Source organism: Mycobacterium sp. (genome assembly GCF_035499775.1).
Taxonomy (GTDB): Bacteria; Actinomycetota; Actinomycetes; order Mycobacteriales; family Mycobacteriaceae; genus Mycobacterium.
In genome coordinates this window covers 1-25,968 of sequence record NZ_DATJYB010000461.1, presented here as the reverse complement: position 1 = coordinate 25,968, position 25,968 = coordinate 1, and the positions used below count along the sequence as shown (strand labels likewise).

Genomic DNA, 25,968 nt, shown 5'->3' with positions numbered 1-25,968 from the left:
GCGTCCCGCGCATGCGCTCAGGCCAGTGGCGGCCACGGTGATCACGATGACCGTGGCGATGACCGCGTTTCTGCCACCGCTGCCCAGCACGGCGTCCTGCCTCGCCACGATCAGGGATGCTAGTGATTCGCGCCACCCCGCACAGTCGATTCTCCAAGCCGCCCCTGCCGTGCGTGGCGCCAACCTGCCGGTCTGCTGACAAAGCAGTTGAAATATTGATGCTGCAGCGCTGGCGTCAGTATGTCAGTATGTCCGTAGATTTTTGATGCCCTGCCGTACTGCGGCAACGGGGTGGCGTGGGCGATGGGGGGCTATGCGCCGCGCTCCAAGTGCCTCGGATAGCGGTTGCTACAGCGCTGGGTTCCGGCAGGGTATCGAGCATGAATGCCGCGGACTTCTTGTTTGCGGATTGAGTTTGGGGGTGAGTACAACAATGGCTGCGATGTGCGGTTTTCGGGTCACCGCCGGGCGACCGTTCATTGAGTACTGAAACGCGGAGATGCGTATCTCAGTATCGGCGTACTGATCGGCTTAAATAGGGTAAATCCGCTGGTAGATCCCTACTGAGATACTGACAGCTGTACCTACTGAGATACTGAAGGTCAGCGATTGAACACTGGATCGTCTGGCCGGGAAACTCGAGGCATTTACTTAGTGAGAAGAATTAGCCTGTGAGCTTCATATGTAATGCAAATACGGGCATTGGATGCCTTTGCTTGAGGTCAAACGGCGGCTACTATCGGCTTCACCAGATGCGACGGGGAAGTTGCTCTGATGGATCTTTGCCAAAAGCTGGCCACCGACCTGGAAGGGGGGAGTGACTCCTATGGAGACGCTTATTGATTATCTGCGGATGTGGGAGACCGAGCGACCGGACCAGGTCCTCTACCGGTTCGTCGATGCCGACGGCCGGGAGCTCGAACAGTACACCTATGAAAGCTTTGCCCAGCGGACGCGGGACTTAGCCGCCTACTTGTCCGCAGAGGCCGGGCTCAAAGCCGGTGAGCGGGCGCTGCTGGTCTACCCGCCGGGCCTGGAGATGGTGGCCGCGCTCATTGCCTGCGCGCGCATCGGGGTAATCGCCGTACCGGTCAGCCCTCCCCTGCCGATGTCGTTCCAGGCGGGACTGGCCAAGCTCAGCTTCATCGCGCGGGACAGCCAGGCCAAGGCAGTGCTGTCGACCAAACAACTTGAGCAGGACTACCGCATGATGCTCGGCCACCTGCAGGGAGCGCTGCCCTGGCCGGACGTCGAGCGGCTCCCAGACCTGCCCTGGTTCGGGACGGACGGCACGCAGGAGTACGGCGGCCCCCCCGTGGCGGACACGCCCGGCCCGGTATTTTTCCTGCAGTACACGTCGGGCTCCACCAGCGACCCCAAGGGCGTGATCGTGAGCCACGCCAACGTCGTCGCCAATGCCTCAGCCTTCACCGGCGGCGAAGAAATACTGGTCAGCTGGCTCCCGCAGCACCACGACATGGGCTTGATCTCCGCGTACCTGTTCATCTTGCTGCGAGGCGGGACGACGCACGGGATGTCGCCGGAGGACTTCCTCAAGCGGCCATCGTCCTGGCTGCGGCTCATCAGCGAGGTGCGCGCCACCCACACGCCGGCGCCGAACTTCGCGCTCGAATACTGCCTGCGCGAGGACAAGCTGCCCTCCTCCGAGCTGGCCGGCGTCGACTTGAGCTGCCTGGAGTCCGTCGTGATCGGGGCAGAGCCGCTGCGAGCCAAGACCTTCATCCGCTTCCGGGAGCGCTTCGGCGCCTATGGCCTGAAGCCCGAAGCCCTGACCGGCGCCTTTGGCTTGGCGGAAAACACCCTGATCGTGTCGCTCCGAGGCCGCCAGATCCTGGCCGTCAACAAGCGCGCGCTGCAGAAGAATCTGGTGCGCGTGGAAAAGACCGTGCCCGAGAACAACAACCAGGCCCTTCTGGTGAGCTCCGGCAAGCCCCTTGCCGGCGACGTGGTCCGCATCGTCGATCCCCAATCGCGACAGGCCCTCCCAGCGGGCAAGGTCGGCGAGATCTGGCTGGACGGCCCGTCCAAGGGCGGCGGCTACTGGCATCGTCCGGAGGTCACCGCGGAGATGTTCGGAGCCCGCATCGCAGGCGATGAAGAGCACACGTATCTGCGGACGGGCGATCTCGGCTTCATGTACGAGGGCGAGCTGTTCTGCTGCGGGCGGACCAAGGACCTGATCATCATCCGCGGCGTCAACTGCTACCCCGCCGATGTCGAGGCCGTCGTGGTGCGGTCGGCCAAGGAAGTCCGGGACGGCTGCGTCGCCGCGTTCTCGGTCGACGTCGACCAGCAGGAGGCGCTGGTGGTAGTCGCCGAAGTGCGTGACGAGCACACGCTCCCCGACGCCAAGGCCCTGGCCAGCGCAATCCGCCGACACTGCCACATCGACCCGCACACGATCGCTTTCGTCCCGGCGCGCAGCATCCCCAAGACCACGTCGGGCAAGATCCGGCGCTCGGCGACGCGTCAGCTCTGGCTGGACGCCAAGCTGCCCGTGGTGGCGAGCCACTCTCACCAGACCCAGAAAAGGTCGGACGCCCCGGCTGGTCCGCTCGATCGCTTCAGCCATCTCATGGAGAGCTACGACCTCACCGGGCAGGAGGACTGCTCCTTCGCGGACCTCGGCATCGACTCGCTGAGCCTGGCCGAGCTCCGCACCGACCTGCAGGCCCTGCTGGAAGAGAATGGCGCCGGAGAGCTGGTCGACGACGTGAACACGCGGCTGCTGCAGCGCCTGACGGTCGCCGAGTTCTTCCGGCTCGTCGGCCAGTTCGGCGATCGGGACGGACAACCGCTCGACGCCCTGCGGAAGGCGCTGGGTCAGATTTCCGCGGAGTACGAGGCGCACGAGATCACCCAGATGCGCGCCGACGCGCAGCTGCCGCTGCCGGCGCTTCCGGAAGCCCGACCGGGCGCGGTAAGCGACATCCTGGTCACCGGCGTCACCGGATTCCTGGGACCGTTCCTGCTGACCAGCCTGCTCGGGCGGACTTCGCACACCCTGCATGCGCTGATGCGTGCCACCGACACAGACCACGGCCTGGACCGGATCGTCGCCTCGCTGCACCGGGCCCAGCTGTGGACCCCGGAGCTGGAAGCCGAGGTGCGGAATCGGGTGCGGGTGGTCTGCGGCGACCTGGCCGAGCCCCACTTGGGAGTCGGCGAGGCGGCGTTCCAGCGGTTGGCGGAGAGCATCGACGCCATCGTCCACAACGGCGCGCTGGTCAACTACGTCCGGACCTACGACGCGCTGCGGGCCGCCAACGTAGAAGGCACCCGGCAGCTGTTGCGCCTGGCGATGACCTCGCACCGAAAGGCCTTCCACCTGGTCTCCAGCACGTTCATCTACGGCTGGAGCACCCTGCCGGTCGTCGGCGAGTGGGATGCGAATGAAGCCATGAGCGGCCTGGACTTCGGCTACTCACAGACCAAGTGGGTCGCCGAGCAGCTGGTGCTGCAAGCCCAGCGCCAAGGACTCGACGTGCGCATCTACCGGCCCTCGCTGATCTCGCCGACCAATGCGGGCTTCGGGACCACCGAGGACATCGTGGTGCGCCTCACGGCGTTCATGATTCAGCACGGCGTGGCCGTCAACGCGTTCAACCAGGTCAGCATGCTGCCGGCGGACCTGGTCGCCGAACACATCGTCGAGCTGATCCAGACCGACCTCCCGGCCGAGGTGGGCACCGTCTTCAACATCACCGCCGACGACTACTACTGCCTGATGGACATCACCCGACTGCTGTCCGAACGGCACGGCTACCACTTCACCTACCACGACCTGCCGTCGTTCGCCGAGCAGATCGACCGCCTGGCCGGACCCGGTGATCCGATTTATCCGCTGGCCGATTTCCTGGTTGGGGCGGCCGGAAAGATCGCGGCGATGCGCGACAAGCGGTACGACAACACCCAGTACAAACAGGCGCGCGCGCTGGCCAAGGTCCAGCTGCGGGAACCGGCCCTGACGAACACCATCGAGAATCTGCTCCGGTTCTTGCGATCCGAGCGTCTGATCGCCGACGCTGAGACTGAGACCCGATGCAGTGCCTAACCACACTCCGATGCCTAACCACACTCCGATCAGGAGAGGGGGTTGACCATGTTCACTGTGGATGACCAGGCAACCGGTCCGCATGACGCGTCGGTCGACCACGAGCGGCTCGTCCTGCAGGCGCGTGACGTCGAATTCGACTGGGCGCAGCTGCCGTTCCACTACGTGCCCAACGAGGTGATGGCGACTCACTTCTGCAACGTCCTGCACCTGCTGCTGCCGGCGGGCGAGGAGTTCATCGCCGGGATATTCAAGGAGACATTGCCGCTGATCAAGGACGATCAGCTGCGCCTGGACGTGCAGGGGTTCATCAGCCAGGAGGCCATGCATTCCCAGGCACACTCGGGTGTGCTCGACCACTTCGCCGCCAAGGGCGTGGACCTGACACCGTTCACCAACCAGACCAGCTGGCTGTTCGGCAAGCTCCTCGGCGACCGGCCCCGGTGGAGCCGGCGACGACGGCAGAGCTGGATGCTCGAGCGGGTGTCGATGGTGGCGGCCCTCGAGCACTACACCGCCATTTTGGGTGAATGGATTCTGGACACACCGCAGCTGGACGACGCCGGCACCGACCCGGTGATGCTGGACCTGATCCGTTGGCACGGCGCGGAAGAGGTCGAACACAAAGCGGTCGCTTTCGACACGATGAAGCACCTGCGTGCCGGGTACTTGCGGCAGGTGCGCACCCAGCTGCTGATCACTCCGGCACTGGCGTGGTTGTGGATACGTGGGGTGCGTTTCATGTACTCGATCGACCCGTACTTGCCGCCGGGAACCAAACCACGCTGGCGGGACTACTTTTCCGCGGCTCGGCGGGGTTTGCTGCCCGGGCCCACCCAATTCCTGCCGGTGATCAGCGCCTACTTCAAGCCGGGTTTCCATCCGTCCCAGCTGGGCGGTGTGGGACGCGCGGTCGACTACCTGGCCAGGTCGCCTGCCGCGCGCGCGTCGCACTGAACACCGCCCGGAGTCTCATGAGCACCCCTCGAGTTTCGCCTGTGGTGTCGTTGGTGACCGCATCGGACGGCGTACGGCTGGCGGTGCACGCCTACACCGAGATCGACCCGCGGCGCCCGACCATTCTGGCGATCCACGGCTACCCGGATAACCACCACGTGTGGGACGGGGTCGCGGCGGAATTCGCCCGACGCTGCGGCGCCGACTCCGATGCCAAATACAATTTCGTGGCCTACGACATCCGCGGGGCCGGCGAATCGTCAACGCCCCCAGGCCGATCGGGATATCGGCTGCCCCAGCTGGCAGCCGATGTAGGCGCAGTGATCGACAGCCTGGGTGTCGACACCGTGCACCTGCTGGCCCATGACTGGGGCTCGATTCAGGCCTGGGCGGCGGCCACCGACGACTCGGTGATGGGCAAGATCGCCTCGTTCACGTCGATCTCGGGGCCGCACCTGAGCTATGCGGGCAAGTTCCTGCGCTCAGCCCGCACCCCGCGTGCCGTGATCGACGTGATCAAACAGTTCCTCGCCTCCGGCTACATCTGGTTCCTGCTCTGTCCGGTGTTGCCGGAGTTTGCGGCCCGGTCCGGGCTGGGCGCGAAAATCTTTGAAACAGTTGAACTTATCGGCCGATCAAGCACCCGCAGCCAGCGCCGCGCGGCATACCGGTCGGTCGATGACTACCTCAACGGGCTCAACCTGTACCGCGCCAACATGCCGGGGCCGCTACTGGCTCCCCCGGCGCGATTGCCGCAGACCTCTGCCCCGGTGCAGGTGCTGACAGCGCGTCAGGACTATTTCGTGTCGCCCGCGCTGCAGCGGTTCACCGGGTCTATTCCGGCCCGCAGCAGGGTAATCCCGATCGAGGGCGGGCACTGGGTGGTCGCCTCGCGTCCCGACGTCATCGCCCGGCTCACCGGCGACTGGGTCGACCTCGTCGTCGAGGGCGGCGCTCCGGCCAGCGCGTCGGTCGTCGGCACCGGCCCGCGTGATGTGCGCGGCAAACTCGCGCTGGTCACCGGGGCAGGCGCCGGCATCGGCCGGGCCACCGCGGTGGAGTTGGCCCGCCAGGGTGCGGTCACCGTCGTGCTCGTCGACCGCGATCTGGCCGGCGCCGAGGAAACCGCCGACGCCGTCCGGGCCGCCGGGGCCGAGACCGCGGTCTACCAGGGCGATGTCAGCGACGCAGCGACGATGAATAACCTTGCGGGACAAGTGCACAACAAGCACGGCGTGGTGGACATCCTGGTGAACAACGCCGGCATCGGGATGGCGGGCCGGTTCCTGGAGACGACGCCCGAGCAGTGGGACACCGTCATGGGGGTCAATGTGGGCGGCGTCATCCACGGCAGCCGGGCGTTCGGTGCCCAGATGGTCGAGCGCGGCCAGGGCGGAACCATCATCAACGTGTCGTCGGCCGCGGCATACGTGCCGCTCAAATCCGTTGTCGCATACGGCACCTCAAAAGCTGCGGTGCTTGCCTTCAGCGAATCGTTGCGCGCCGACCTCGCCGACGAAGGCATCGCCGTCACCGCGGTGTGTCCAGGATTCGTCAACACCGATATCGCCAAGAGCACCATCTATGCGGGCATGACCGCCGAGGAGCAGGACCACGCCCGCCAGCAGGCCGACTCCGTGTATCGGCGCCGTAACTACACCCCGGAAGCCGCCGCGAAGGCGATAGTCAAGGCAGTCCGGACCGGCCCGGCGGTGTTGCCGATCACCGCGGAGTCCTGGGTGGGTTACGCGGCGCGCCGCATCAGCCCTTCCTCGGTTCGCCTGTTCGCCCGGCTCGACATTAGACAGACATAGGGAATTCGCTGTGGCAGAGACTATTTGGAGCACCAGACCCGCCGACCTGTACGGTCGCCGCAAGCGCGACCGCTTCTACACCGCGCTATCGGGTGCGGGCGCCCTCTTCGGCGGGTTCGCGTCGTTGTCGCGGTGGAAGCCGTCGCGCATCGTGCCGGTAGCGCGCACCAACACCGCGGTGGTCACCAAACGTGAACTGCTCACCCCCGATGTGGTCGCGTTGACGCTGGCCGACCCCGATGGCGCGTTGCTGCCGTCCTGGACACCGGGCGCGCACATCGACGTCCGGCTGCCCTCGGGTCGGCGCCGGCAGTACTCGCTGTGCGGTACCCCCGGGCGGCGCACCGACTACCGCATCGCGGTGCGCCGCATCGCCGAGGGTGGGGGCGGCTCGATCGAGATGCATGACAGCTTCGACGTGGGCGACACCGTGGTGTTCGAAGGCCCCCGCAACGCGTTCTATCTCGTCACCGACGAGACCGACGTGTTGTTCGTGATCGGCGGCATCGGGGTGACGCCGATCCTGCCCATGATTCAACTGGCGCAGCAGCGCGAGATGAACTGGCGCGCAGTGTATGCCGGCCGCAGCCGGGGATATATGCCGCTGCTGGACGAGGTGGTGGCAGTGGCCCCGGACCGGGTCAGCGTGTGGGCCGACGACGAACGCGGCCGCTTCGCCACGCCAGCCGAATTGCTTGCCGACGCCGGGCCGACGACGGCGGTCTACGTGTGTGGGCCGACCGGCATGCTCGAGTCGGTGCGCGCCGCGCGCGACACCCACGCCGACGCGCCGCTGCACTATGAGCGGTTCGGCCCGCCGCCGGTCGTCGACGGCGTGCCGTTCGAGGTGGAACTCGCGCGCTCGCGGCAGGTGCTTACCGTGCCGGCCAATCGCTCGGCGCTGGGTGTGATGCTCGACCGCAACCCGGCGACCGCGTATTCGTGCCAGCAAGGGTTCTGCGGGACCTGCAAGGTCAAGGTGCTGGCCGGCGATGTCGATCGCCGCGGCCGCGGCGTAGAGGGCGACGACGAAATGCTGGTCTGCGTCTCCCGGGCCAAAAGCGGTCGCGTGGTGATCGACGCGTGAGGATCCTGATCCGGTGAGCAGCCCGCGAGTGCCCGGTGGGGTGGTGCACAAGATGCCCGCAGACCTGCGCGAAGCGCTGATCGCCAACGCCACAGCACTTGCTGCCTGGAAGGACATCACGCCGCTGGCGCGCAACGAGTTCATCTGCTGGGTCGAGGATGCCAAGCAAGTGGCAACCCGACAGCGCCGGATTCGCCGGACCCAGGAGGAGCTGAAAGAAGGCCAGCGCCGGCCCTGCTGCTGGCCGGGGTGCAAGCACCGCGAGCGCACCGGGCGCTAGCCTCATTTCTTCATAGGCAACCAACAGATAACAAACGTGCCACACGTGCCCCACACGACACTAAAGTGCTCTTCGTGAGCAGAGTCCGGTTAGCCAAGGGCGTGAGCCGCTGGATGGCGGTCGCGGCCTCGCTGATCGTCTCTGCCGGGATGATCTACGCCCAGAGTGACAAGCCCGGGTGTTGCGCTAAGGCTCAGGCCCCGGCCGCCACCCCGACCAGCCAGGGATCCGGACCGGCCGGCCCGACCTCCGCGCCGGCCGGTGCGCCGCGCACCGCCACACCCGAGGAGGTGCAAGCGCTGGCGGCGCTGGCGTCGACCGCGCCCAGCAGCGCCACGGACTTCCAGTTCCCGTTACCGGCGGGCGTCGCGCCGGAAGCTAGGTTGCAGATCCACACCATCTGGGCGGCCCGCATCATCAGCGTGCTGTTTCCGCAGATCACCACTATCGGCGGCTACCGGGAGGATGCGTTGCCGTGGCATCCCAACGGGTTGGCGATCGACGTGATGATCCCCAACCACCACAGTCCCGAGGGCATCGAGCTCGGCAACCAGATCGCGGGGTACGCGCTGGCGAATGCCAAGCGGTGGGGGGTCAACCACGTGATCTGGCGGCAGAAGATCTACCCCGGTGTCGGCGCGGCGAGCTGGACTGCCGACCTGGGCAACGAAACCGCCAACCACTACGACCACGTGCACATCGCCACCGACGGAGGCGGATACCCGACCGGCCGCGAGGTCTACTACATCAATTCCATGCGCATTGCCCCGCCGGGATGATTACTGCGTGGAGCCGGTGACTTGCCGTAAACCACGTTCGGTCCCGCTCGGCGAACGCGAAGACGGCCGGACCCCGAGAATTCTCACGGTGGCCTCGATATAGGTTTCGGTGCACTCGGTCAGGATGCGCGGGCCCGCGAACTCCGACGGGCAGACGTCCCCGGTGCGTTCGCGCCACTCGTGCAGGCGAAGCGCGAGTTCATTGGCGATCGGTTGGCAGCGGTCGCGGTCCTCGCCGATGAGCAGATTGTTCAATTCGCTCGGGTCCTCGAGCAGGTCGTAGAGCTCATGCGCCGGCCGCGGCCCTGCCGCCCAGAGCGCGACCGCTTTCCCGGAGGGACTGTCCTGGATGTCCAGCGGCAGGTCCACCAGGTGCCGCGGCGCGTAATTCTCGATATAGCTGTATTCCTTGGTACGAATCCCGCGCATCGGATCAAAGGAATCGTGATAGGTCTTCTCGGTGAACACCTCCCGGCGAACCGGCGCAGCTGCCGGCCCGAGCAGATTGGCGGCGTGCGAGATGCCTTCCACGTCGGCCGGTATTGGTACGCCGAGCAGGTCCAGCAGCGTCGGCAATAGATCGACGCCGCTGAACAGTTCGTCGTAGCTGCGCGGGTCCGGCGCCAGCCTGGTGGGCGGGCGGACGATCAGTGATATGCCGGTGCCGGCGTCATACAAAGTCGACTTCGCGCGGGGAAACGGTGCGCCGTGGTCGCTGAAGAACACCACCCAGGTATCGGCGTCCAAACCGGTGCCGGCCAGCGTGTCCAGCAGCCGGCCCACGGCCGCGTCGGCAACCGCGATCGCGCCGTAGAAGTCGGCGAAGTCGCCGCGGACCTCGGCGATGTCGGGCAGGTAGTCGGGCACTTCGACATCCTCGAGCGGCGCCGGCTGATACCGCTCCCGCGACCAGGGCCGGTGCGTTTCGAAAAAGCCCGCCGTCAGCAGGAACGGACCGCCCTCGTCCAGCTGGGCGAAATCCGTCAACCACTCCTGCGCCCTGGCGACGACATATTCGCAGTGCGAGTCGGACACGTCGAACTCGTCGAAGCCCAGCCGCGCCGGGAAGGACGTTTCGTGCTGCATCCCGAACAGCGCCGAGTACCACCCGGCACCGGAAAGAAGCTGCGGCAGGGTGCGAACCCCGTCGCGGTATTCAAAGCCGTGATGCGCCAGGCCGATCAGTCCGTTGCTGTGCGGGTACCGGCCGGTGAACAATGCGCCGCGCGAGGGCGAGCATTGCGGCGAGGTCGCATGAGCGCGGGTGAACAGGATGCTCTCAGTAGCCAAGCGATCCAGGCACGGACTCGACACCCCTCGGTGCCCATACGCACCCAGCCAGCGGCCGGTGTCGTGCCAGTGCACGATCAGCAGATTGTCTTTTCGCCGGTCTTTCATCGTGCCGGTGGCGCGCTACTGTCCCGCGTCCTTGTCCTTTGCCGCGTCCTTAGCCCCCGAGCGCCGGAATATCAACCGCAGTCCGGCGAAATACTCTTTCCAGAGGTCCTTGAGCCCCGACAGCGTTTCCTGCGCGAGGTGCTCACGGATCGCCTGCGAGAAAAGCTCCTCCACCGTGATCCCGCGCTCGGCCGCGATGCGACTGAATCGCTCCATGTCCTCCGGCGATAACCCGTCGATCAGCACTTCCCCGTCTCCAGGCTGATCCGGCACGTGTGCCTGCAGTTGCCCGGCCGTCTTCGTCGGGTCGTCGGAAAGCGCGGCAAGGGCGGCGACTATCTCCTTGTTGACCTGTTCGCGTTCGTTCGAGTCGCCAGGGCCCGGTTCTGTCTGCATCGCTTCATCATCTCCTACCAAGTCTGCTACCAAGCGACATCGCCGGCGGTAATAGTCTGATCCCCAGACGCCTGCAATTCTCCGGGAGGTAAACGACATGCCTGCACCATCCGCCGAGGCCTTCGACCGCTTGCGTCAACTGGCCGCGATCAAAGACGTCACCGACCGGCCGACCAAGACGATCTACGAAGTCTTCACCGGCAAACCGCTGACCACGATCCCGGTCGCCACCGCCGCCGACGTGGAGGCGGCATTCGCCGAAGCCCGTGCGGCGCAGGTCGGCTGGGCGAAGCGACCGGTCGCCGAGCGCATCGAGGTGATCGGCCGTTACCGGGACCTGGTCATCGAGAATCGCGAATTCCTGATGGACCTGCTGCAAGCCGAGGCGGGCAAAGCACGCTGGGCGGCGCAGGAGGAAATCGTCGATCTGATGGCGAACGCGAACTACTACGCGCGCGTCGCCGCCAACCTGTTGAAGCCCCACAAGGTGCAGGCGCTGCTGCCGGCGATCGGCAAGACCACGGTCGGCTATCAGCCCAAAGGCGTGGTCGGGGTGATTTCGCCGTGGAACTACCCGATGACGCTCACGGCGTCCGACTCGGTGCCTGCCCTGCTCGCGGGCAACGCGGTGGTGCTCAAGCCCGACAGCCAGACACCGTACTGCGCGCTGGCATGCGCCGAACTGCTGTACCGGGCCGGCCTGCCGCGGGCGCTGTACGCGATCGTGCCGGGGCCGGGCTCGGTCGTCGGCACCGCCATCACCGAGAACTGCGACTACCTGATGTTCACCGGCTCGTCGGCCACCGGCAGTCGGCTCGCGGAGCACGCCGGCCGTCGCCTGATCGGTTTCTCGGCCGAACTCGGCGGCAAGAACGCCATGATCGTGACGCGGGGCGCCAGCCTGGACAAGGTGGCCAAAGCCGCCACCCGCGCGTGCTTCTCGAACGCAGGCCAGCTGTGCATCTCCATCGAGCGGATCTACGTCGAGAAGGACATCGCCGACGAGTTCACCCGCAAGTTCGGCGAGGCGGTGCGCAACATGAAGCTCGGCACCGCCTACGACTTCTCCGTCGACATGGGCAGCTTGATCTCCGAGGATCAGCTGAAGACCGTTTCCAGTCATGTGGACGACGCAACAGCCAAGGGCGCCAACGTGATTGCGGGCGGCAAAGCTCGACCCGATATCGGGCCGCTGTTCTACGAGCCGACCGTGCTGACCGACGTCACACCCGAGATGGAATGTGCGGCCAACGAGACCTTCGGGCCGCTCGTCTCGATCTACCCGGTCGCCGACGTGGATGAGGCCGTCGAGAAGGCCAACGACACCGAGTACGGGCTCAACGCCAGCGTGTGGGCGGCCTCCACGGCAGACGGCGAGAAGATCGCGGCCCGGCTGCGGTCGGGGACGGTGAACGTCAACGAAGGGTACGCGTTCGCCTGGGGCAGCCTCAGCGCGCCGATGGGCGGGATGGGCATTTCCGGTGTGGGCCGCCGGCACGGCCCCGAGGGCCTGCTGAAGTACGCCGAGTCGCAGACGATCGCGACCGCGCGGGTGTTCAATCTCGATGCGCCCTTAGGCGTTCCGGCGACTCTGTGGCAAAAATCGCTGCTGCCGATCGTGCGCACGGTGATGAAGCTCCCCGGCCGCAAGTAACGGAGGCGCTGCCCGCCGGCTCGCGGACCGCATTTGTCAGCATCTACTACCGGGCGTAGTATTTTGACTATCCCGCCCGGCCCATGGAGGTGCACTGTGCGGTGGAGTTTCGCCCAGGTCGGCCTGCTGATCATTTGTCTGCTTCATGTCGCACAGGCGGTGGTCGGCTTCATCCTCGAGCCCAGCTTCGCGACCGGACCCAACGCGCCGACCGTCCAACTGCTCGGAATGGACTACAACGGCTGGCACGCCGTCGCCGGTCTGGCGCTGTTCGGCCCGGGCCTGGTGTTTGCGATGCGCAAGTCGTGGGCCGTGCTGTACCTGCTCCTCGCCGCGATAGCCGGTGCGCTGCCGGGCATCTGGGCCTTCTTCGCCCACCAGGTCGCCTTCGTCTTCAACTTTCCCAACAACACCACCGACGCGGTGGTGCATTTGGTGACCGCCGCGGTGATGATCGCGGTGGCGGCCGTACAGATCCGCATGGACGGCGGGCTTCGAAACTCGCTCGCCGATCTGCGGAAAGCTCCTTAACGCGGCGGAGTGTCGGAGCCCGTCACGCGCAGGATCGTGCGTGCGACGAGCTCCGGGTCGTCCATCATCGGATCGTGCCCGACGTCTGGGAGGGTCTCGAAGGTGGCCTGCGGCAGGCGTTTTCGAGCGTTGGAGCCATAGGACGCGGGGGGAACGATTCCGTCGTTCTCTGACCAGACCACGGTGATCGGGCATGGGAGCGGGTCGAGCGGTGCGATTTGCTCGTCGTCGGTCGAGAAGACTTCGTTTCCGACGGTGCATCCGATGAAGTCGTCGAAAATCTCGACGCCGCGCGCCGCACTTATCCGGTCTCCGTGGGATGCGCCGGCCTTGAAGACCGTTCGCCGGGCCGTGGACGACTTGAGGATCAACGGCAGGATGGGTCGCGCCAGGCGAATCATTCCCGTGCCGCCCTGCGCGGTTGACATGGTCTTTGCTCGCAGCCCGTCACCAGTTGCCCAGAAGCCACCGGGCGCGAGCGCGCACACGGTAGCTGCCCGGCCGCGCCGCGCCAATTCGATGGCCAGATAAGCACCCATCGAGTGCCCGGCAAGATGTGGGCGCTGCAATCCCTGCTCGTCGAGGTATCCCTCCGCCCAGTCGACGAGGTCCTGAGCCGTCACCGGGCGTCGCTGCACCAGAGGTCCGCCCCGGTGTCCCGGGGCCGTCGGGGCAAACACGGCGTGATGTCCCGAGAGAAGTGGGATGACGTCTTGCCATGCGCGACCGGACCCGGTCCCGCCGTGCAACAGCACCAGTGCCGACTTGTCGGAGACCATGGGGAGTCTCTCAGCTCGCCGGCCCGCCGGCAGCGGCCAGTGCGCGTAGCGCGTCGAGCGCCGCCGCCGACTCACTGCCCGGCTCGGCACGATAGGTCAGCATGTGCTGCCCACCGGCATGCGGGATGTTGAACCTGTTGCGGTGCAGATACAAATCGCCAACCTCAGGATGGCGCATATGCATGACCCCCACCCGGTAGCCCACGTCCGCACGCGTCCACAGCTCGCGGAATCGCTCACTGGCAGCCGACAATTCGTCGACAAGCGAGAGTAGGCGCGGATCGGCCGGATCGCTGCCGGCGGCTTCGCGCAACCCGCTCACCGCAACATCGGTCGCTTCGTCCCAGTCCACGAAGAAGTCGCGGGCGGCCGGTTCCAACAATCGCCAGCGCAGATAGTTCTGCCCGGGAACAAAGCTCGGCGTCAGTGCACGAGCGATCGAGTTCGCGGCCAGCACGTCGAGGCATCTGCTGACCACTATCGCCGGCATCAGAAACTGCTCGATCAGTTCGTCGGTGCCGTCGACGGCGACCTCGGCACTCGGCGGGCCGTGGCGAGTGCCTGTCGAGGCCAGCTGGTGCAGATACTCGGTCGCCTTGATGTCCAGCCGCAACGCCTGCGCGAGCGCGTCCAGGATCTGAGCGGACGGATGCGTGTCACGGCCCTGCTCCAGGCGCAGGTAGTACTCGGCGCTGATACCCGCAATGATCGCCAGCTCCTCGCGCCGCAAGCCCTGCACCCGTCGTCGCGCACCGGCAACCAAGCCGACGTCTTCGGGCCGGATCTGTCCGCGCCGCGCCCTCAGATAGTCACCGAGGGCGTTGCTCTCTGTCACCACCCGTTCAGCCTAAGACTGTTCCTCCCAACACCAGGGTCATTGCGGTGTCTCCTTCCCGGACGAGGTGCACGCATCGTGAATGTTGTGCCCGCTGGAGACACCGGATAAGGAGCCGAAGATGCAGCGACAGGACATCGAATTCCCCGTCGACGGTGACGTGGTGTTGCGGGGCTGGTTGTTCGTGCCCGACGGCCCGGGACCGCACCCGGCCATCACCATGGCACACGGCTTCGCCGGCGTGAAGGAACACGGGCTGGAACGATTCGCCCGGGCCTTCGCCGACGCAGGGTTCGTGGTCCTGGTGCACGACCACCGCGGCTTCGGCGCCAGCGACGGCTCGCCGCGCTACGACATCGACCCGTGGGTGCAGATCGCCGACTGGCGCCGGGCGATCTCGTTCCTGGAGACGCAGCCCTCGGTAGACGCCGACCGGATCGGCCTGTGGGGCAGCAGTTATGCCGGTGGCCACGCGATCGTCCTGGGCGCCACCGACCGGCGGCTGCGCGCCGTGGTCGCCCAAGTGCCCACCATCAGCGGCTTTCAGCAGAGCCTGCGGCGGGTGGCGCCCGACCAGGTGTCCGCCCTGGAAGCGGCCTTCGCCGAGGACGAGCGCCAGCAGTTCCGCGGCGCGCCACTGGCCACCCAGGCCGTGGTCAGCGCCGACCCGTCGGTGCCGGCCGCCTACCGCGCGCCCGACGCCGTTGCGTTCTACAACCAGCCGGTCCCCGCGGGCGTGTGGGACAACGTCGTCACGTTGCGCTCGACCCGCGCGGCGCGCATGTACGAGCCGGGAACCTGGATCGCCCGGGTCTCCCCCACCCCACTGCTGATGATCGTCGGCCTGCGCGACACCATCACCCTCGCCGACCTGGAGTTGGCCGCCTACGAAGCGGCGCTGCAGCCCAAGAAGCTGCTCACCATCGACGGCGGCCACTTCGACCCGTACGTCGCGCGCTTCACCGAAGCCAGCGGCGCGGCGATCGCTTGGTTCACCGAGCACCTGACCTCAGCCCAAACCCACTGAATCCGAAAGGAATACATCATGTCCGAGCTGCACTACGAAGTCCTGGTCAACGACGGGCTGCGACGTCACCGCGAGCAGACGCTGCCTGACGGCAGCCCGATCATCTCCTCCCCGGTGTCAACCGTTCTGATCTACGGCGACCACGACGCCGTTCTGGTCGACCCGCCGTTCACCCGTGACCAGATCAGCCACGTCGGCGACTGGATCGAACGCTCCGGCAAACACCTGACCGCCGTGTACGCCACCCATGGCCATGGCGATCACTGGTTCGGGACCGACCTTCTGCTGCAACGCTTTCCGGGCGCGACCTGCTACGCGACCGAAGGCACGATCGCGATGATGCACCAGCAGGCCACCGAGGGCCGCGCCCAGATGTGGGATGTCGACTTTCCCGGCCAGATTCCCCCCAGCCCGGTGAACTACCAGCCGATTCCCGTCGACGGGATCAAGTTGGAAGGCCACCAGCTGCTGGCCGTCGAGGTCGGCCACACCGACACCGACGACACCACGGTGCTGCACGTTCCCTCCATCGGCCTGGTGGTCGCCGGCGATGTCGCCTACAACGGCGTGCACCAGTACCTACTGGAAAGCTCGCACGGTGGGGTCGAGGCCTGGCTGGCCGCACTCGACAAGGTCGCGGCGTTGCAGCCCCGCGCCGTGGTGGCCGGCCACAAGAACAAGGACCTGCCCGACGACCCGGCCATTATCGAGCAGACCCGCGACTACCTCCTCAACGCGCGTCGTCTCCTTGTCGGAAAGCCAAGTCCGCGTGAGTATTTCGACGAGATGACCGCCCTGTACCCGGAGCGGCTCAATGTGGGCCCGGTTTGGTACACGGCCGTGGCGCTGCTGTCGGGGCAAACCAGCGACTCGGTTCGGGACGACGTGGCGCACTGGTTCCTCGACGACTACCTGCCGACCTGGGTGAGCGTCGCGGCCGGCACGATCAAGCGCGGGCCAGAGTTCATCCTCGACTACTGGGGCGTCCCGCTGCACTGGAGCGACGACCAAGGCGCGCGTTGGCATCTGAATGCGCAGGACGTGGTGGGGCTGCTCGGGCAACTGCAAGCCCGATTGCACGCTGAAGGCTACGCATACACCTCGGTGCCCGACCAGAAGGTAACCCTGTATCACAACAACGGCGCGGCGATCGAGGTCATCTGGTCACGCCGTCGCGGCGATGGCACCGAGATCGAGCGACTCGCCGCTCATTTCGAGATAGCGCGCGGCCCGAAGGGTTGGCGGATCGTCGGCATCCAGGCGATACCGACAACGAGTGATTCACTGAATGCCGCTTGGCCGCAACAGAACTAACCAAAACACAGCAAAGGAGACAGCCATGATCATCGACACCGCCGACCTTGACCCCACCTCGAGTTACAAGCTGCTCATCGGCAGCGTCCTGCCCCGCGCCATCGCCTGGGTCAGCACGGCCTCCACCGACGGAGTGGGCAACGTCGCACCCGTCTCGTTCTTCACCGTCGTCGGCCGCTTCCCGCCGGTGCTGTCCATCACCCTGCAACCGCGCTCGGACGGCGTGACGCTCAAGGACACGTTCATCAACATCCGCGACACCAACGAATTCGTGGTCAACATCGCCACAATCGGCCAGGCGGACGCCGTACACCGCTCGGCCTTCGAGTTCGACTCCGACGTTGACGAGTTCGAGGCGCTCGGCCTGGAAAAGGCTCCCTCCGAGGTCATTTCGGCGCCCCGCATCGCCGGTGCCCCCATTTCCTTCGAGTGCGTCGTCGACCGCATCATTCCGATGCCGCCGCTGCCCGACCACGTGGTGTGGGGCCGGGTCAAGCGCATCCACGTCCGCGACGACCTGTACCTGTCCCGGGGGCGTATCGACGTGGGCAAGCTGGGCGTGTTCGGCCGGCTCGCCGCCGAATACACAATGGTCGACAACATCTTCACCACTCCGCTGCCCGAAGAGCTGGTCGAACACCTCGGCTCGCAGCGCGCCGGGCGGCTTGATGAGCGTCCTGCTGACTACTCGCCCATCGACACGGCCGAATGGTCACCGTCGGGCTCCACGACGGCGGCATGAAATGTCCCAGTCCCTCAACGCGTTCCCCATCACCCGTACCCCGGCGGACGCCACCGGTGCGCCCACCGTTCTGTTGATCCACGGCTTCCTCGACGACGCGACGGTGTGGGACGACTTGGTCGATTTCCTGGGCGGCGAGGTCGCGGCCGTGCGCTATGACCTGCCCGGGTTCGGCACGCGCAGCCGATCATTCGCACCTGCGGACGCCGCGTCGCTCGAGCCCCTGGCCGCCGAGGCCGGCGATATCGTCGAGGCAATCGACTCTCCGGTCATCGTGGTCGGCCAGAGCTGTGGCACCCAGGTCGCCGAGCTGGTGGCAGCTCAGCACCCGGACCAGGTGATCGGGCTGGTGCTGCTCACTCCCGTCCCGCTGGGCGGTACCCACCTGCCCGACGAGGTGGTGGCGCCGTTCCGCGCCCTTGGGGGTGACCGCAATGCACAGCGCCGAATGCGGATCGAGCTGGCGCCCAACCTCAGCCCACAGCAGCTGGACCGGCTCGTCGACATCGGTGCGCCCGTCGGCGCCGACGTCACCGCCCACTACGTCGACCTCTGGAACAACGGCGTCAGCAACGCGCCGGCGACGAGTGCCTTCGATGGCCCGGTGCTGATAATCCGGGGCGGCACGGACGCATTCGTGACCGAGGAGCTCGTCGATACCGTCAGCCCGCGCTTTGCCCAGGCTGAAGTCAAAGTCATCGACAAGGGCGGCCATTGGGTGCACGTCGAGTGTGCCGCAGCGGTCGCGACGCTGATTCTCGACTTCGCCGACGCGATCTCAGGAGTGACACCATGAGCCGGCCATTACAGCACAAAGTGTTTGTGACAAAGCAGATCCCGCAATCGGGACGGGGGCCGCTACCTGACGGCAGCACCCGGATGTGGTCGCCGATCACCTCCACCTTGATCTGGGGAGAGCGCGACGCCGTCCTCGTCGATCCGCCGCTCACCACCTCCCAAGCGGCCGAGGTCGGCGATTGGGTGGCGGCTTCGGGACGCGACCTGCGACACATCTACATCACCCACGGCCACGGCGACCATTGGTTCGGCGCAATTCCGTTGCTGCAGAGGTTCCCTGGCGTCACCGTGCGCGCGACCGAAGGCACCGCGAAGTTGATGGAGGCGCAGAACGATCCGAAATTCCGCGCCGAATTCTGGGACCGGGTGTTCCCCGGACAGGTACCCGCCGGAGAGCTGGACGTGACCACCGTCGACGAATCCGGTTTCGAACTCGACGGTGTCGCACTGCTTCCCGTCGAGGTCGGCCACACCGACACCGACGCGACGACGATGCTGCACGTGCCCGAATCGAGCCTGCTCGTGGCCGGCGACGTCGTCTACAACGGCGTGCACCCGTACCTCACGGAGGCCGGCGGTGTGAGTGGAATCGACGAGTGGCTCGCCGCCCTGGACACCGCCGAGAGCCTCAAGCCCGCCACCGTTGTCGCTGGACACAAGGACCCGCGCGCGTTCGACAACCCGACGCAGATTCAGGCAACGCGGCGGTATCTGACCGACGCACGCCGACTACTTTTGTCGTCGGAGTCCGCGCACGAGTTCTACGACACGATGCTGTCGATGCACCCCAACCGGATCAACCCGGGTGCGCTGTGGGGCGCGGCCATCACCTTGTTTCCCAGCGCCTAGCTTGTTTCCCACGATGTAGCTCGCCAGCAACGCCGCCGAACGTAGGCAGTACTGTTTGGTGATGTCTGCTACCACGTGCGCTGGGTCGCCAGTGCAGCGAGCGTAAGCGGGACTTCCGGTCGTGGGGGCAACCGGCATATTCGACGTCGGCGGCCAGCTCGCGACTTTCCCGATTCGCGGTCGGACGGGCGAGCTGACCGAGATTCGCGCGCTGGTGACCGCGGCGGCTCAGGGCCGCGGCGGCGTGCTTGTCATCGAGGGTCCGCCCGGAATCGGCAAGAGCCGGCTGCTGTCCGAGGTGCTGGTGCTGGCCGACAAGCACGGGGTGCGAACGCTGTTGGGCGAAGCATTCGAATACCAGCAGTCGGTGCCGTTCTTCTCCCTGTTCATGGCGACACTGCGTGCCGATCCCCCGGTCGGAGACGCCGAGGCGCTGCGCCGGCTGGGCAACTCAGCCGACGTGAGTTATTGGGTGGTGCACGATCTCGCCGACGCGATCCATGCGGTGGCGAGCCAGACCCCGCTGGCGATTGTGCTGGAGGACATTCACTGGGCGGACAACGGCACGTTGTTAGCGCTGCACTCGCTGGCCACCGCGGACCCGGATGCGGGGGTGCTTTGGGTGTTCACCGCTCGGAGCGGGGCCGGCGGGCCGGCCGTGCAGGAGACCCTGGCGGTGCTGCACCGAGCCAACGCCACCTTCATGCGCGTGCCCGCGATATCGCCGGACGCGGTCGCCGACATGGTTCAAGACGCGGTTCGGGCCAACGCCGACGACTCGCTGCTGAACTTGGCAGTCAAGGCGCACGGCAATCCATTCCTGGTCCGAGAGCTGGTCGGGGGTCTGCACGAAGAGGGCCGGCTCACCCTCAGCGGCGGGCGCGCGGTGGCCACCGGGCACGGTCTGCCGCGGCGGCTGGGTGCGAGCATGCAGCAGCGCCTGGACCTGCTCGCCAACGACGCGTCGGAAGTGGTGCGGGTTGCCGCGGTATTACCGGACCGGTTCTCGGCGGGGTTGTTGGCCGCCATGCTGGACCGCCAGCCGGCCTCGCTGATCTCGGCGCTGAACGAAGCCGTCCGCGCGGATCTGCTGATCGACGACGGTGACCAGCTACGTTTCCGCCACGACTTGCTGCGAGAGGCCACCCGGCAGTCCTTGCCGCAGTCGCTGCGCCGGGCCATGGAGCGCCAGTCGGCATCGATCATGCTCAGCATGGGCGCGACCCCGGCCGAGGTCGCCACCCAGCTGGCCCACACCGCAGAACCAGGAGACGAAGAGGCCATCAACGCGTTGCGTCAGGCCGCCCAAGCGGTCAGCCGCAGCGACGCCAGTGCGGCCGCGGACCTGAGCAAGCGCGCGCTGCAGCTGTTGCCCGGCCAAGACGCGGAACACGGGCGGCTAGTCGCCGAAACCGTAGCGCTGCTCAACCGCGCCCGGCGCTACGAGGAGTCCGAAGAGTTGGCGGTCGCGGCTCTGTTGACGGCGAGCTCGCCCGAAGGGGAGGCCGAGATCCGCCTTCGGCTCCCCGTGTTCACCCGCCACAGCACCCAGCGGCGGGTCGAGGAGAATCGCCGAGCACTCGAACTGCACGAAATCACCGACGTCACCCGGGCACGGCACCAGGCATTGCTCGCCTACAACCTGATGCTCGACGACAAGGGCGGCCGGCAACGGGCCGCGGCTGACGAGGCATCCGCCGTCGCGCAGTCCACCGGTGATCTCGAGTCGAAGATCATCGCCGAGCTGACCCTCGCGTGTTTCGACTGCGCCGACGGGTACGCCGGCCGCGCCCTTGGCACCCTCGAGGAGCTGTGCTCGATCGGACGCACCAGCGAGGCGACCGCGGCCCATCTCCTGGTGACCAACTACTACGTGAACCTGCTGGCATTGGTCGGCCGGCTGGACGACGCTGCGCAGCAGATCGCGGCCGGGACAGAGCTAGCCCGACAAGAACGCGACGCGATGGCCCTGGACATCTGGGCCACGATCGACGGCATGATCCACTTGGCCGCGGGCCGGTTGAGCGCTGCCCGCGCCACGGTGGAATCCCTCCCGCGCCCCGAGCAGACCGGTGCCACCGAGCTGGACATGGTGCGCATGGTCGTCCTGGTCGAGGTGGCGATCCACACCGACGACCGAAATCTGTTGCAGCAGGTAGTCGCCGACGCGACCGACGCGTACGCCAACGGTGCGGCGATGGTGCGCCGCACGGCCGCACACGTGCTCGCGCTGGCCGCCTGGCACCGCGACGACGTGCACGACGCGACGCGCTGGTTCGGCGGCGACATCGGGCTGTTCGGCACCCCACCCACACCCCAGGCCCTGGATCAGGTGATCCTGGCCGCGCGGGTTGCTTCGGCTGCAGGGGATGCCGGGTGTCGCGCACGCGTCCTGCGCGCCACCGACAAACTGCAACAGGAAAAACCGGCGGTCCCGTTGTTCACCGCCGTGGCCCAATATGTCCGCGGAATACTCGAGCACGACGCGCAGGCACTGGTAACTGCCGCCGGTCTGCTTCAGTCGTCGTCACGGCCGCTGCTGTACGCCGCGGCATCCGAAGACGCCGGCGCCCAACTGCTCCTTGCCGACCGCCGCGACGAGGCACTCGATCACCTCAATGCGGCCTTCGATACCTACATCCGCCTCGAGGCCCTCGCCGACGCACGCCGGGTCGGCCGCCGGCTGCGCCAACTGGGTGTCGAACGGCGCATCGTCAGCCAGCCGCGGGCAAAGACGGGCTGGGACAGTCTCACCGACGCCGAACTCAAGGTGGTCAACCTGATCGCCCAAGGCGCCACCAACCGCGCCGTGGCAGACCAACTGCACCTGTCCCTGCACACGGTGAAAACCCACCTGCACAACGCATTTGCCAAACTCGGCATCAGCTCACGCGCCCAGTTGACCGAACAGATGCGCTGACCTGACGAATCGGTGGCTATGAACACCACCAGCAGGCAGTACTGTTTAACGATGCCTTGTAGCAGCCGTCCCGCACTGGCAGTCCAGCAAACCTAGGCAGGATTTGCGGTCGTGCCATCAACCGGCGTATTCGGCGTCGGCGACCAGCTCGCCGCTCCGCCGATCCGCGGCCGAGCGGCCGAGCTGAAAGAGGCCGGCGCGCTGGTGACCGCCTTGGCTCAGGGGCGTGGGGGCGTGCTGGTGATCGAGGGTCCGCCGGGCATTGGCAAAAGCCGGCTGCTGACCGAGGTAATGGCGCTGGCCGGCAAGAGCGGAGTGCGCACGTTATTCGGCGAGGCGTTCGAGTATCAGCGCTCTGTCCCGTTTTTCGCACTGTTCACGGCGACGCTGCGCGCCGACCCCCCGGTGGGAGATATCGAGGCATTGCGGCGGCGCGGCAGCTCCGCCGATGTGAGCTACTGGGTGGTGCACGACCTGGCCGACGCAATCCAGGCGGCGGCTAAGCAAACCCCGCTGTCGATCGTGTTGGAGGACATCCACTGGGCCGACAACGGCACGCTGATGGCGCTGCGTTCGCTGGCCACCACGCGCCCCGACCTAGCGGTGCTGTGGGTGTTGACCGCCCGGACCGGCGCCGGCGGACCCGCCGTCCAGGACACCTTGTCGGTACTGCAGCGAGCGAACGCCACATTCCTGCGGATGCCCGCGATGGCGCCCAGCGCAGTCACCGAAATGGTTGAGGATGCGGTGCACGCCAACGCCGACATGTCGCTGCTGAATCTGGCGGTGAAGGCGCACGGAAATCCCTTCCTTATCAGTGAGCTCCTTGGGGGACTGCACGAGGAAGGTCGGCTGACCGTCAGCGGCGGCCGCGCGGTGGCCACCGGGCACGGCCTACCGCGACGCCTGGGCGCAAGCATGCAGCAACGCCTCGAGCTGCTCTCCCGCGACGGCTCCGAACTAGTGCAGGTGGCCGCGGTGCTGCCGGACCGGTTCTCGGCGGGTCTGCTGGCCGCGATGCTGGGACGCCAGCCGGCGGCGTTGATGTCGGCACTCGATGAGGCCGTTCGCGCGGATCTGCTCGTCGACGACGGTGAGCAGCTGCGGTTTCGGCACGACTTGCTGCGTGAGGCCACTCGGCAGTCCTTGCCGCAGTCGCTGCGCCGGGCCATGGAACGCGAGTCGGCGTCGATCATGCTGAGCATGGGCGCGGCCCCGGCCGACGTCGCCACCCAGCTGTCCCGCAGCGCCGAGCCAGGCGACAAGGCAGCGATCAGCGCGCTACGCCAGGCCGCGCAAGCGGTCAGCCACAACGATGTGAGTGCGGCCGCGGACTTAAGCAAACGCGCGCTAGAGCTCATGCCTGTCCAGGATCCCGAACACGGGCGGCTAGTCGCCGAAACCGTGGAACTGCTCAACCGGTCCAGGCGCTTCGAAGAGTCCGAAGAGCTGGCCGTTGCCGCGCTATCGGAGGAGGCGTCAGCCGAGGAGGAGGCCGAGATTCGCCTGCGCCTCACCGCGCTCAGTAAGCACAGTACGCAGCGGCGCATCGACGAGAATCGCCGAGCGCTGCAGTTGCCAGAAATCAGCGAGATCACCCGCGCACGACATCTGGCTTGGCTGGCCTACAACCTCACGAAGCAGGACCAACCCGAGCAGCGGCGCCAGGCAGCCGACGAGGCGGCCGCGTCCGCGGCGGCTACGGGTGATCTCGATGCCAGGATCACCGCCGGCGTCGCGCTTGCGGTGCTCGACGGTGGTGACGGGTGCGCGGGCCACGCGCTACGCAGCCTCGATGAACTGTGCCGGCTCGCGCGCGCGAGTGACGTGACCGCGGTCCGTGAGCTCGCCGCATGTCAGTACGCGATGCTGCTGGCGACGGTCGGTCGGCTCGACGAGGCTGCCGAGCAGTTCGCAGCAGGTAGCGAGCGCGCCCGGCGCGAGCGCGATGCGATGATGCTCGATGTCTGGGCCACGCTCGACGGCATGGTCCACCTCGCTGCCGGCCGGTTGACTGCAGCCCCTGCCGCGATGCACACGCCGCGCCCAGGACCGGGAGATCCTGGCGAGAACGACACGACGCGCATGGCGATCCTGGCCGAGGTTGCGTTACGCACCGACGATCGAAATCTATTGCAGCAGATGGTCGCTTACGCGCACGACGCCAACTCGACCGGCTCATCCATGGGGCGCCGCGCTGCAGCTTACGTACTCGCGCTGGCGGCGTGGTACAGCAACGACCTGCACGACGCGGTGCGCTGGTTCGGCGGCGACATCACCCTCTTCGATAGCCCGATTACGCCGCAGGCCCTGGACCACGTGGTGTTGGCCGCGCGAGTTGCCTCGGCCGCGGGTGATGCGGGATGCCGCGCGCTCGTTCTGGGTGCCGCCGAGAGGTTGCAGCGGGAGGAGCCCGCGGTACCGCTGTTCAGCGGCGTGGCCGAATATGCCCGCGGGATTCTCGAAAGTGATGCCGACGCGTTGGTGGCTGCCGCCGAAGTCCTCCGTTCGTCGTCGCGGCCACTGCTGTACGCCGCAGCCGCCGAGGATGCTGGAGGGCAACTGCTCCTTGCCGTTCGGCGCGAGGAGGCGCTTGAGCACCTCAATGCGGCATTCGACACCTACACCCACCTGGGGGCGCTCGCGGATGCCCGCCGGGTGAGCCGCGAGTTGCGCCGGCTGGGCGTCCAGCGGCGCATTGTCAACCAGCCGCGGGCGAAGACGGGCTGGGACAGCCTCACCGACGCCGAGCTCAAGGTCGTCAACCTGATCGCCCAGGGCGCGACCAACCGCGCCGTCGCAGACCAGCTACACCTGTCCCTGCACACGGTGAAAACCCACGTGCACAACGCATTTGCCAAACTCGGCATCAGCTCACGCGCCCAGCTGGCGCAGCAAATGCACTGACCCGATGAGGCGGCACCGCGAACGCCGGCGGGCGTAGCACTACATCCATCGGCAATCCACCGCGCCTAAACATCAATCCTCGGGCGATGTTATTGCGCCGCCCGCCGCGCGACCGTGGAGATGTAACTACGCAAGGTGCTCATCGTGAGCACTCCACGAACAAGAGGGAACGCCATGACCGCACAGGTGAGCCTGCCACCAACGCACCAGCCGTATCTCGGGACTGGACAGCTGCCGGCCGATTTCTACAACTACGAGGAACTGCTGTCGGAGTCGGAGCGCGAAAAGATCGGCCGCATCCGCGAATTCTTCCGCACCGAGGTTGCGCCGGTCGTCGACGGCTACTGGGCGCGGGCCGAGTTCCCGTTCGAGCTGGTGAAGGGGTTCGCGAATCTCGGTCTGCTGGATTGGGCCGATCCCGATTCGTCGGAGCCCGCGCCGAGCAGTCTTCTCACTGGCATGACGGCAATGGAGTTGGGGCATGCCGACCCGTCGATGTCGGTGTTCTTCGGGGTGCACACCGGGCTGGCGATGGGCACCATCATCACCTGCGGGTCCGAGGAGCAGAAGCGCCGCTGGCTGCCGGCGATGAGCCGGTTCGAGAAGATCGGCGCCTTCGGGTTGACTGAGCCGCACGGCGGCTCCGACGTCGCGGGCGGCATGGAGACCACCGCACGTCGTGACGGTGCGGAGTGGGTGCTCAACGGCGCCAAGCGCTGGATCGGTAACGCCACCTTCGCCGACGTGGTGGTGATCTGGGCCCGCGACGTCGAGACCAATCGAGTGCTGGGCTTCGTGGTGGAGAAGGGCACGCCCGGTTTCACCA

20 protein-coding genes are annotated in these 25,968 nt (G+C 66.7%); 16 read left to right on the top strand and 4 right to left on the bottom strand.

The window, feature by feature from the left end; all coding sequences use genetic code 11:
- Nucleotides 1-826 precede the first annotated feature (826 nt).
- The 6 genes from VML93_RS28660 (at nucleotide 827) to VML93_RS28635 (ending at nucleotide 8,992) form a co-directional block, all read left to right on the top strand.
- Nucleotides 827-4,075 (top strand): thioester reductase domain-containing protein, encoded by a 3,249-nt coding sequence (locus tag VML93_RS28660; protein ID WP_325615636.1) that lies wholly within the window; start codon nucleotides 827-829, stop codon nucleotides 4,073-4,075.
- Between the two features lie 48 nt (nucleotides 4,076-4,123).
- Nucleotides 4,124-5,032 (top strand): metal-dependent hydrolase, encoded by a 909-nt coding sequence (locus tag VML93_RS28655; protein ID WP_325615638.1) that lies wholly within the window; start codon nucleotides 4,124-4,126, stop codon nucleotides 5,030-5,032.
- Between the two features lie 17 nt (nucleotides 5,033-5,049).
- The gene (locus VML93_RS28650) at nucleotides 5,050-6,846 is read left to right on the top strand and encodes an SDR family oxidoreductase (RefSeq protein ID WP_325615635.1); all 1,797 of its coding nucleotides are present in this window, start codon (nucleotides 5,050-5,052) and stop codon (nucleotides 6,844-6,846) included.
- 10 nt (nucleotides 6,847-6,856) lie between these two features.
- A complete protein-coding gene (locus VML93_RS28645) occupies nucleotides 6,857-7,933 on the top strand; it encodes a PDR/VanB family oxidoreductase (RefSeq protein WP_325615634.1) in 1,077 nt (358 codons plus the stop codon).
- A gap of 13 nt (nucleotides 7,934-7,946) precedes the next feature.
- Complete coding sequence (locus VML93_RS28640) at nucleotides 7,947-8,213, top strand: YdeI/OmpD-associated family protein (RefSeq protein ID WP_325615633.1); 267 nt, start codon at nucleotides 7,947-7,949, stop codon at nucleotides 8,211-8,213.
- Between the two features lie 113 nt (nucleotides 8,214-8,326).
- A complete protein-coding gene (locus tag VML93_RS28635; protein ID WP_325615637.1) occupies nucleotides 8,327-8,992 on the top strand; it encodes a glycoside hydrolase in 666 nt (221 codons plus the stop codon).
- On the opposite strand, the gene VML93_RS28630 is transcribed toward VML93_RS28635, so the two are convergent.
- Entirely contained in the window at nucleotides 8,993-10,390 is a 1,398-nt protein-coding gene (locus VML93_RS28630) for a sulfatase (protein ID WP_325615632.1), read from the bottom strand. It lies immediately after the preceding gene.
- Between the two features lie 15 nt (nucleotides 10,391-10,405).
- On the bottom strand, nucleotides 10,406-10,786 hold the full coding sequence (locus tag VML93_RS28625) for a ribbon-helix-helix domain-containing protein (protein WP_325615631.1): 381 nt from the start codon (nucleotides 10,784-10,786) through the stop codon (nucleotides 10,406-10,408).
- A gap of 97 nt (nucleotides 10,787-10,883) precedes the next feature.
- Here VML93_RS28625 and VML93_RS28620 point away from each other — a divergent pair, with 97 nt between their 5' ends.
- Nucleotides 10,884-12,440 (top strand): succinic semialdehyde dehydrogenase, encoded by a 1,557-nt coding sequence (locus VML93_RS28620; RefSeq protein WP_325615630.1) that lies wholly within the window; start codon nucleotides 10,884-10,886, stop codon nucleotides 12,438-12,440.
- 96 nt (nucleotides 12,441-12,536) lie between these two features.
- A complete protein-coding gene (locus tag VML93_RS28615; protein ID WP_325615629.1) occupies nucleotides 12,537-12,971 on the top strand; it encodes a DUF4383 domain-containing protein in 435 nt (144 codons plus the stop codon).
- Here VML93_RS28615 and VML93_RS28610 read toward each other — a convergent pair.
- Together VML93_RS28610 and VML93_RS28605 are read right to left on the bottom strand one after the other, a co-directional pair.
- A complete protein-coding gene (locus VML93_RS28610; protein WP_325615628.1) occupies nucleotides 12,968-13,750 on the bottom strand; it encodes an alpha/beta hydrolase in 783 nt (260 codons plus the stop codon). The two genes, VML93_RS28615 and VML93_RS28610, sit on opposite strands and share 4 nt — an antisense overlap.
- A gap of 10 nt (nucleotides 13,751-13,760) precedes the next feature.
- Nucleotides 13,761-14,588 carry a helix-turn-helix domain-containing protein gene (locus tag VML93_RS28605; RefSeq protein ID WP_325615627.1) on the bottom strand — a complete coding sequence of 276 codons (828 nt, stop codon included), beginning with the start codon at nucleotides 14,586-14,588 and terminating at the stop codon, nucleotides 13,761-13,763.
- Nucleotides 14,589-14,706: 118 nt separating this feature from the next.
- On the opposite strand from VML93_RS28605, the gene VML93_RS28600 reads away from it, so the two are divergent.
- From VML93_RS28600 to VML93_RS28565, 8 genes are all read left to right on the top strand, one after another.
- Complete coding sequence (locus VML93_RS28600; RefSeq protein WP_325615626.1) at nucleotides 14,707-15,612, top strand: alpha/beta hydrolase; 906 nt, start codon at nucleotides 14,707-14,709, stop codon at nucleotides 15,610-15,612.
- An 18-nt stretch (nucleotides 15,613-15,630) separates the two neighbouring features.
- Nucleotides 15,631-16,926, top strand: coding sequence for an MBL fold metallo-hydrolase (locus tag VML93_RS28595; RefSeq protein ID WP_325615625.1), 1,296 nt, complete (start codon nucleotides 15,631-15,633; stop codon nucleotides 16,924-16,926).
- A gap of 25 nt (nucleotides 16,927-16,951) precedes the next feature.
- Nucleotides 16,952-17,668, top strand: a complete 717-nt coding sequence (locus VML93_RS28590; protein ID WP_325615624.1) for a flavin reductase family protein — start codon at nucleotides 16,952-16,954, stop codon at nucleotides 17,666-17,668.
- Nucleotide 17,669: 1 nt separating this feature from the next.
- Nucleotides 17,670-18,464, top strand: a complete 795-nt coding sequence (locus VML93_RS28585; protein WP_325615623.1) for an alpha/beta hydrolase — start codon at nucleotides 17,670-17,672, stop codon at nucleotides 18,462-18,464.
- Nucleotides 18,461-19,315: an MBL fold metallo-hydrolase gene (locus VML93_RS28580; RefSeq protein WP_325615622.1), complete on the top strand. Its 855-nt coding sequence runs from the start codon at nucleotides 18,461-18,463 to the stop codon at nucleotides 19,313-19,315. Before VML93_RS28585 ends, VML93_RS28580 begins: the two co-directional genes overlap by 4 nt.
- Before the next feature lie 121 nt (nucleotides 19,316-19,436).
- On the top strand, nucleotides 19,437-22,235 hold the full coding sequence (locus VML93_RS28575; RefSeq protein ID WP_325615621.1) for an ATP-binding protein: 2,799 nt from the start codon (nucleotides 19,437-19,439) through the stop codon (nucleotides 22,233-22,235).
- 111 nt (nucleotides 22,236-22,346) lie between these two features.
- The gene (locus VML93_RS28570; RefSeq protein ID WP_325615620.1) at nucleotides 22,347-25,142 is read left to right on the top strand and encodes a helix-turn-helix transcriptional regulator; all 2,796 of its coding nucleotides are present in this window, start codon (nucleotides 22,347-22,349) and stop codon (nucleotides 25,140-25,142) included.
- Between the two features lie 144 nt (nucleotides 25,143-25,286).
- Nucleotides 25,287-25,968 (top strand): acyl-CoA dehydrogenase family protein (locus tag VML93_RS28565; RefSeq protein ID WP_325615619.1); only part of this gene is annotated, 682 nt, incomplete at its 3' end.

Excerpts from the sequence above, each read along its gene's own strand:
- VML93_RS28660 (WP_325615636.1), top strand. The coding sequence starts at position 827 with ATGGAGACGCTTATTGATTATCTGCGGATGTGGGAGACCGAGCGACCG.
- VML93_RS28655 (WP_325615638.1), top strand. The coding sequence starts at position 4,124 with ATGTTCACTGTGGATGACCAGGCAACCGGTCCGCATGACGCGTCGGTC.
- VML93_RS28650 (WP_325615635.1), top strand. The coding sequence starts at position 5,050 with ATGAGCACCCCTCGAGTTTCGCCTGTGGTGTCGTTGGTGACCGCATCG.
- VML93_RS28635 (WP_325615637.1), top strand. The coding sequence starts at position 8,327 with ATGGCGGTCGCGGCCTCGCTGATCGTCTCTGCCGGGATGATCTACGCC.
- VML93_RS28630 (WP_325615632.1), bottom strand. The coding sequence starts at position 10,390 with ATGAAAGACCGGCGAAAAGACAATCTGCTGATCGTGCACTGGCACGAC.
- VML93_RS28625 (WP_325615631.1), bottom strand. The coding sequence starts at position 10,786 with ATGCAGACAGAACCGGGCCCTGGCGACTCGAACGAACGCGAACAGGTC.
- VML93_RS28620 (WP_325615630.1), top strand. The coding sequence starts at position 10,884 with ATGCCTGCACCATCCGCCGAGGCCTTCGACCGCTTGCGTCAACTGGCC.
- VML93_RS28610 (WP_325615628.1), bottom strand. The coding sequence starts at position 13,750 with ATGGTCTCCGACAAGTCGGCACTGGTGCTGTTGCACGGCGGGACCGGG.
- VML93_RS28600 (WP_325615626.1), top strand. The coding sequence starts at position 14,707 with ATGCAGCGACAGGACATCGAATTCCCCGTCGACGGTGACGTGGTGTTG.
- VML93_RS28595 (WP_325615625.1), top strand. The coding sequence starts at position 15,631 with ATGTCCGAGCTGCACTACGAAGTCCTGGTCAACGACGGGCTGCGACGT.
- VML93_RS28590 (WP_325615624.1), top strand. The coding sequence starts at position 16,952 with ATGATCATCGACACCGCCGACCTTGACCCCACCTCGAGTTACAAGCTG.
- VML93_RS28585 (WP_325615623.1), top strand. The coding sequence starts at position 17,670 with ATGTCCCAGTCCCTCAACGCGTTCCCCATCACCCGTACCCCGGCGGAC.
- VML93_RS28580 (WP_325615622.1), top strand. The coding sequence starts at position 18,461 with ATGAGCCGGCCATTACAGCACAAAGTGTTTGTGACAAAGCAGATCCCG.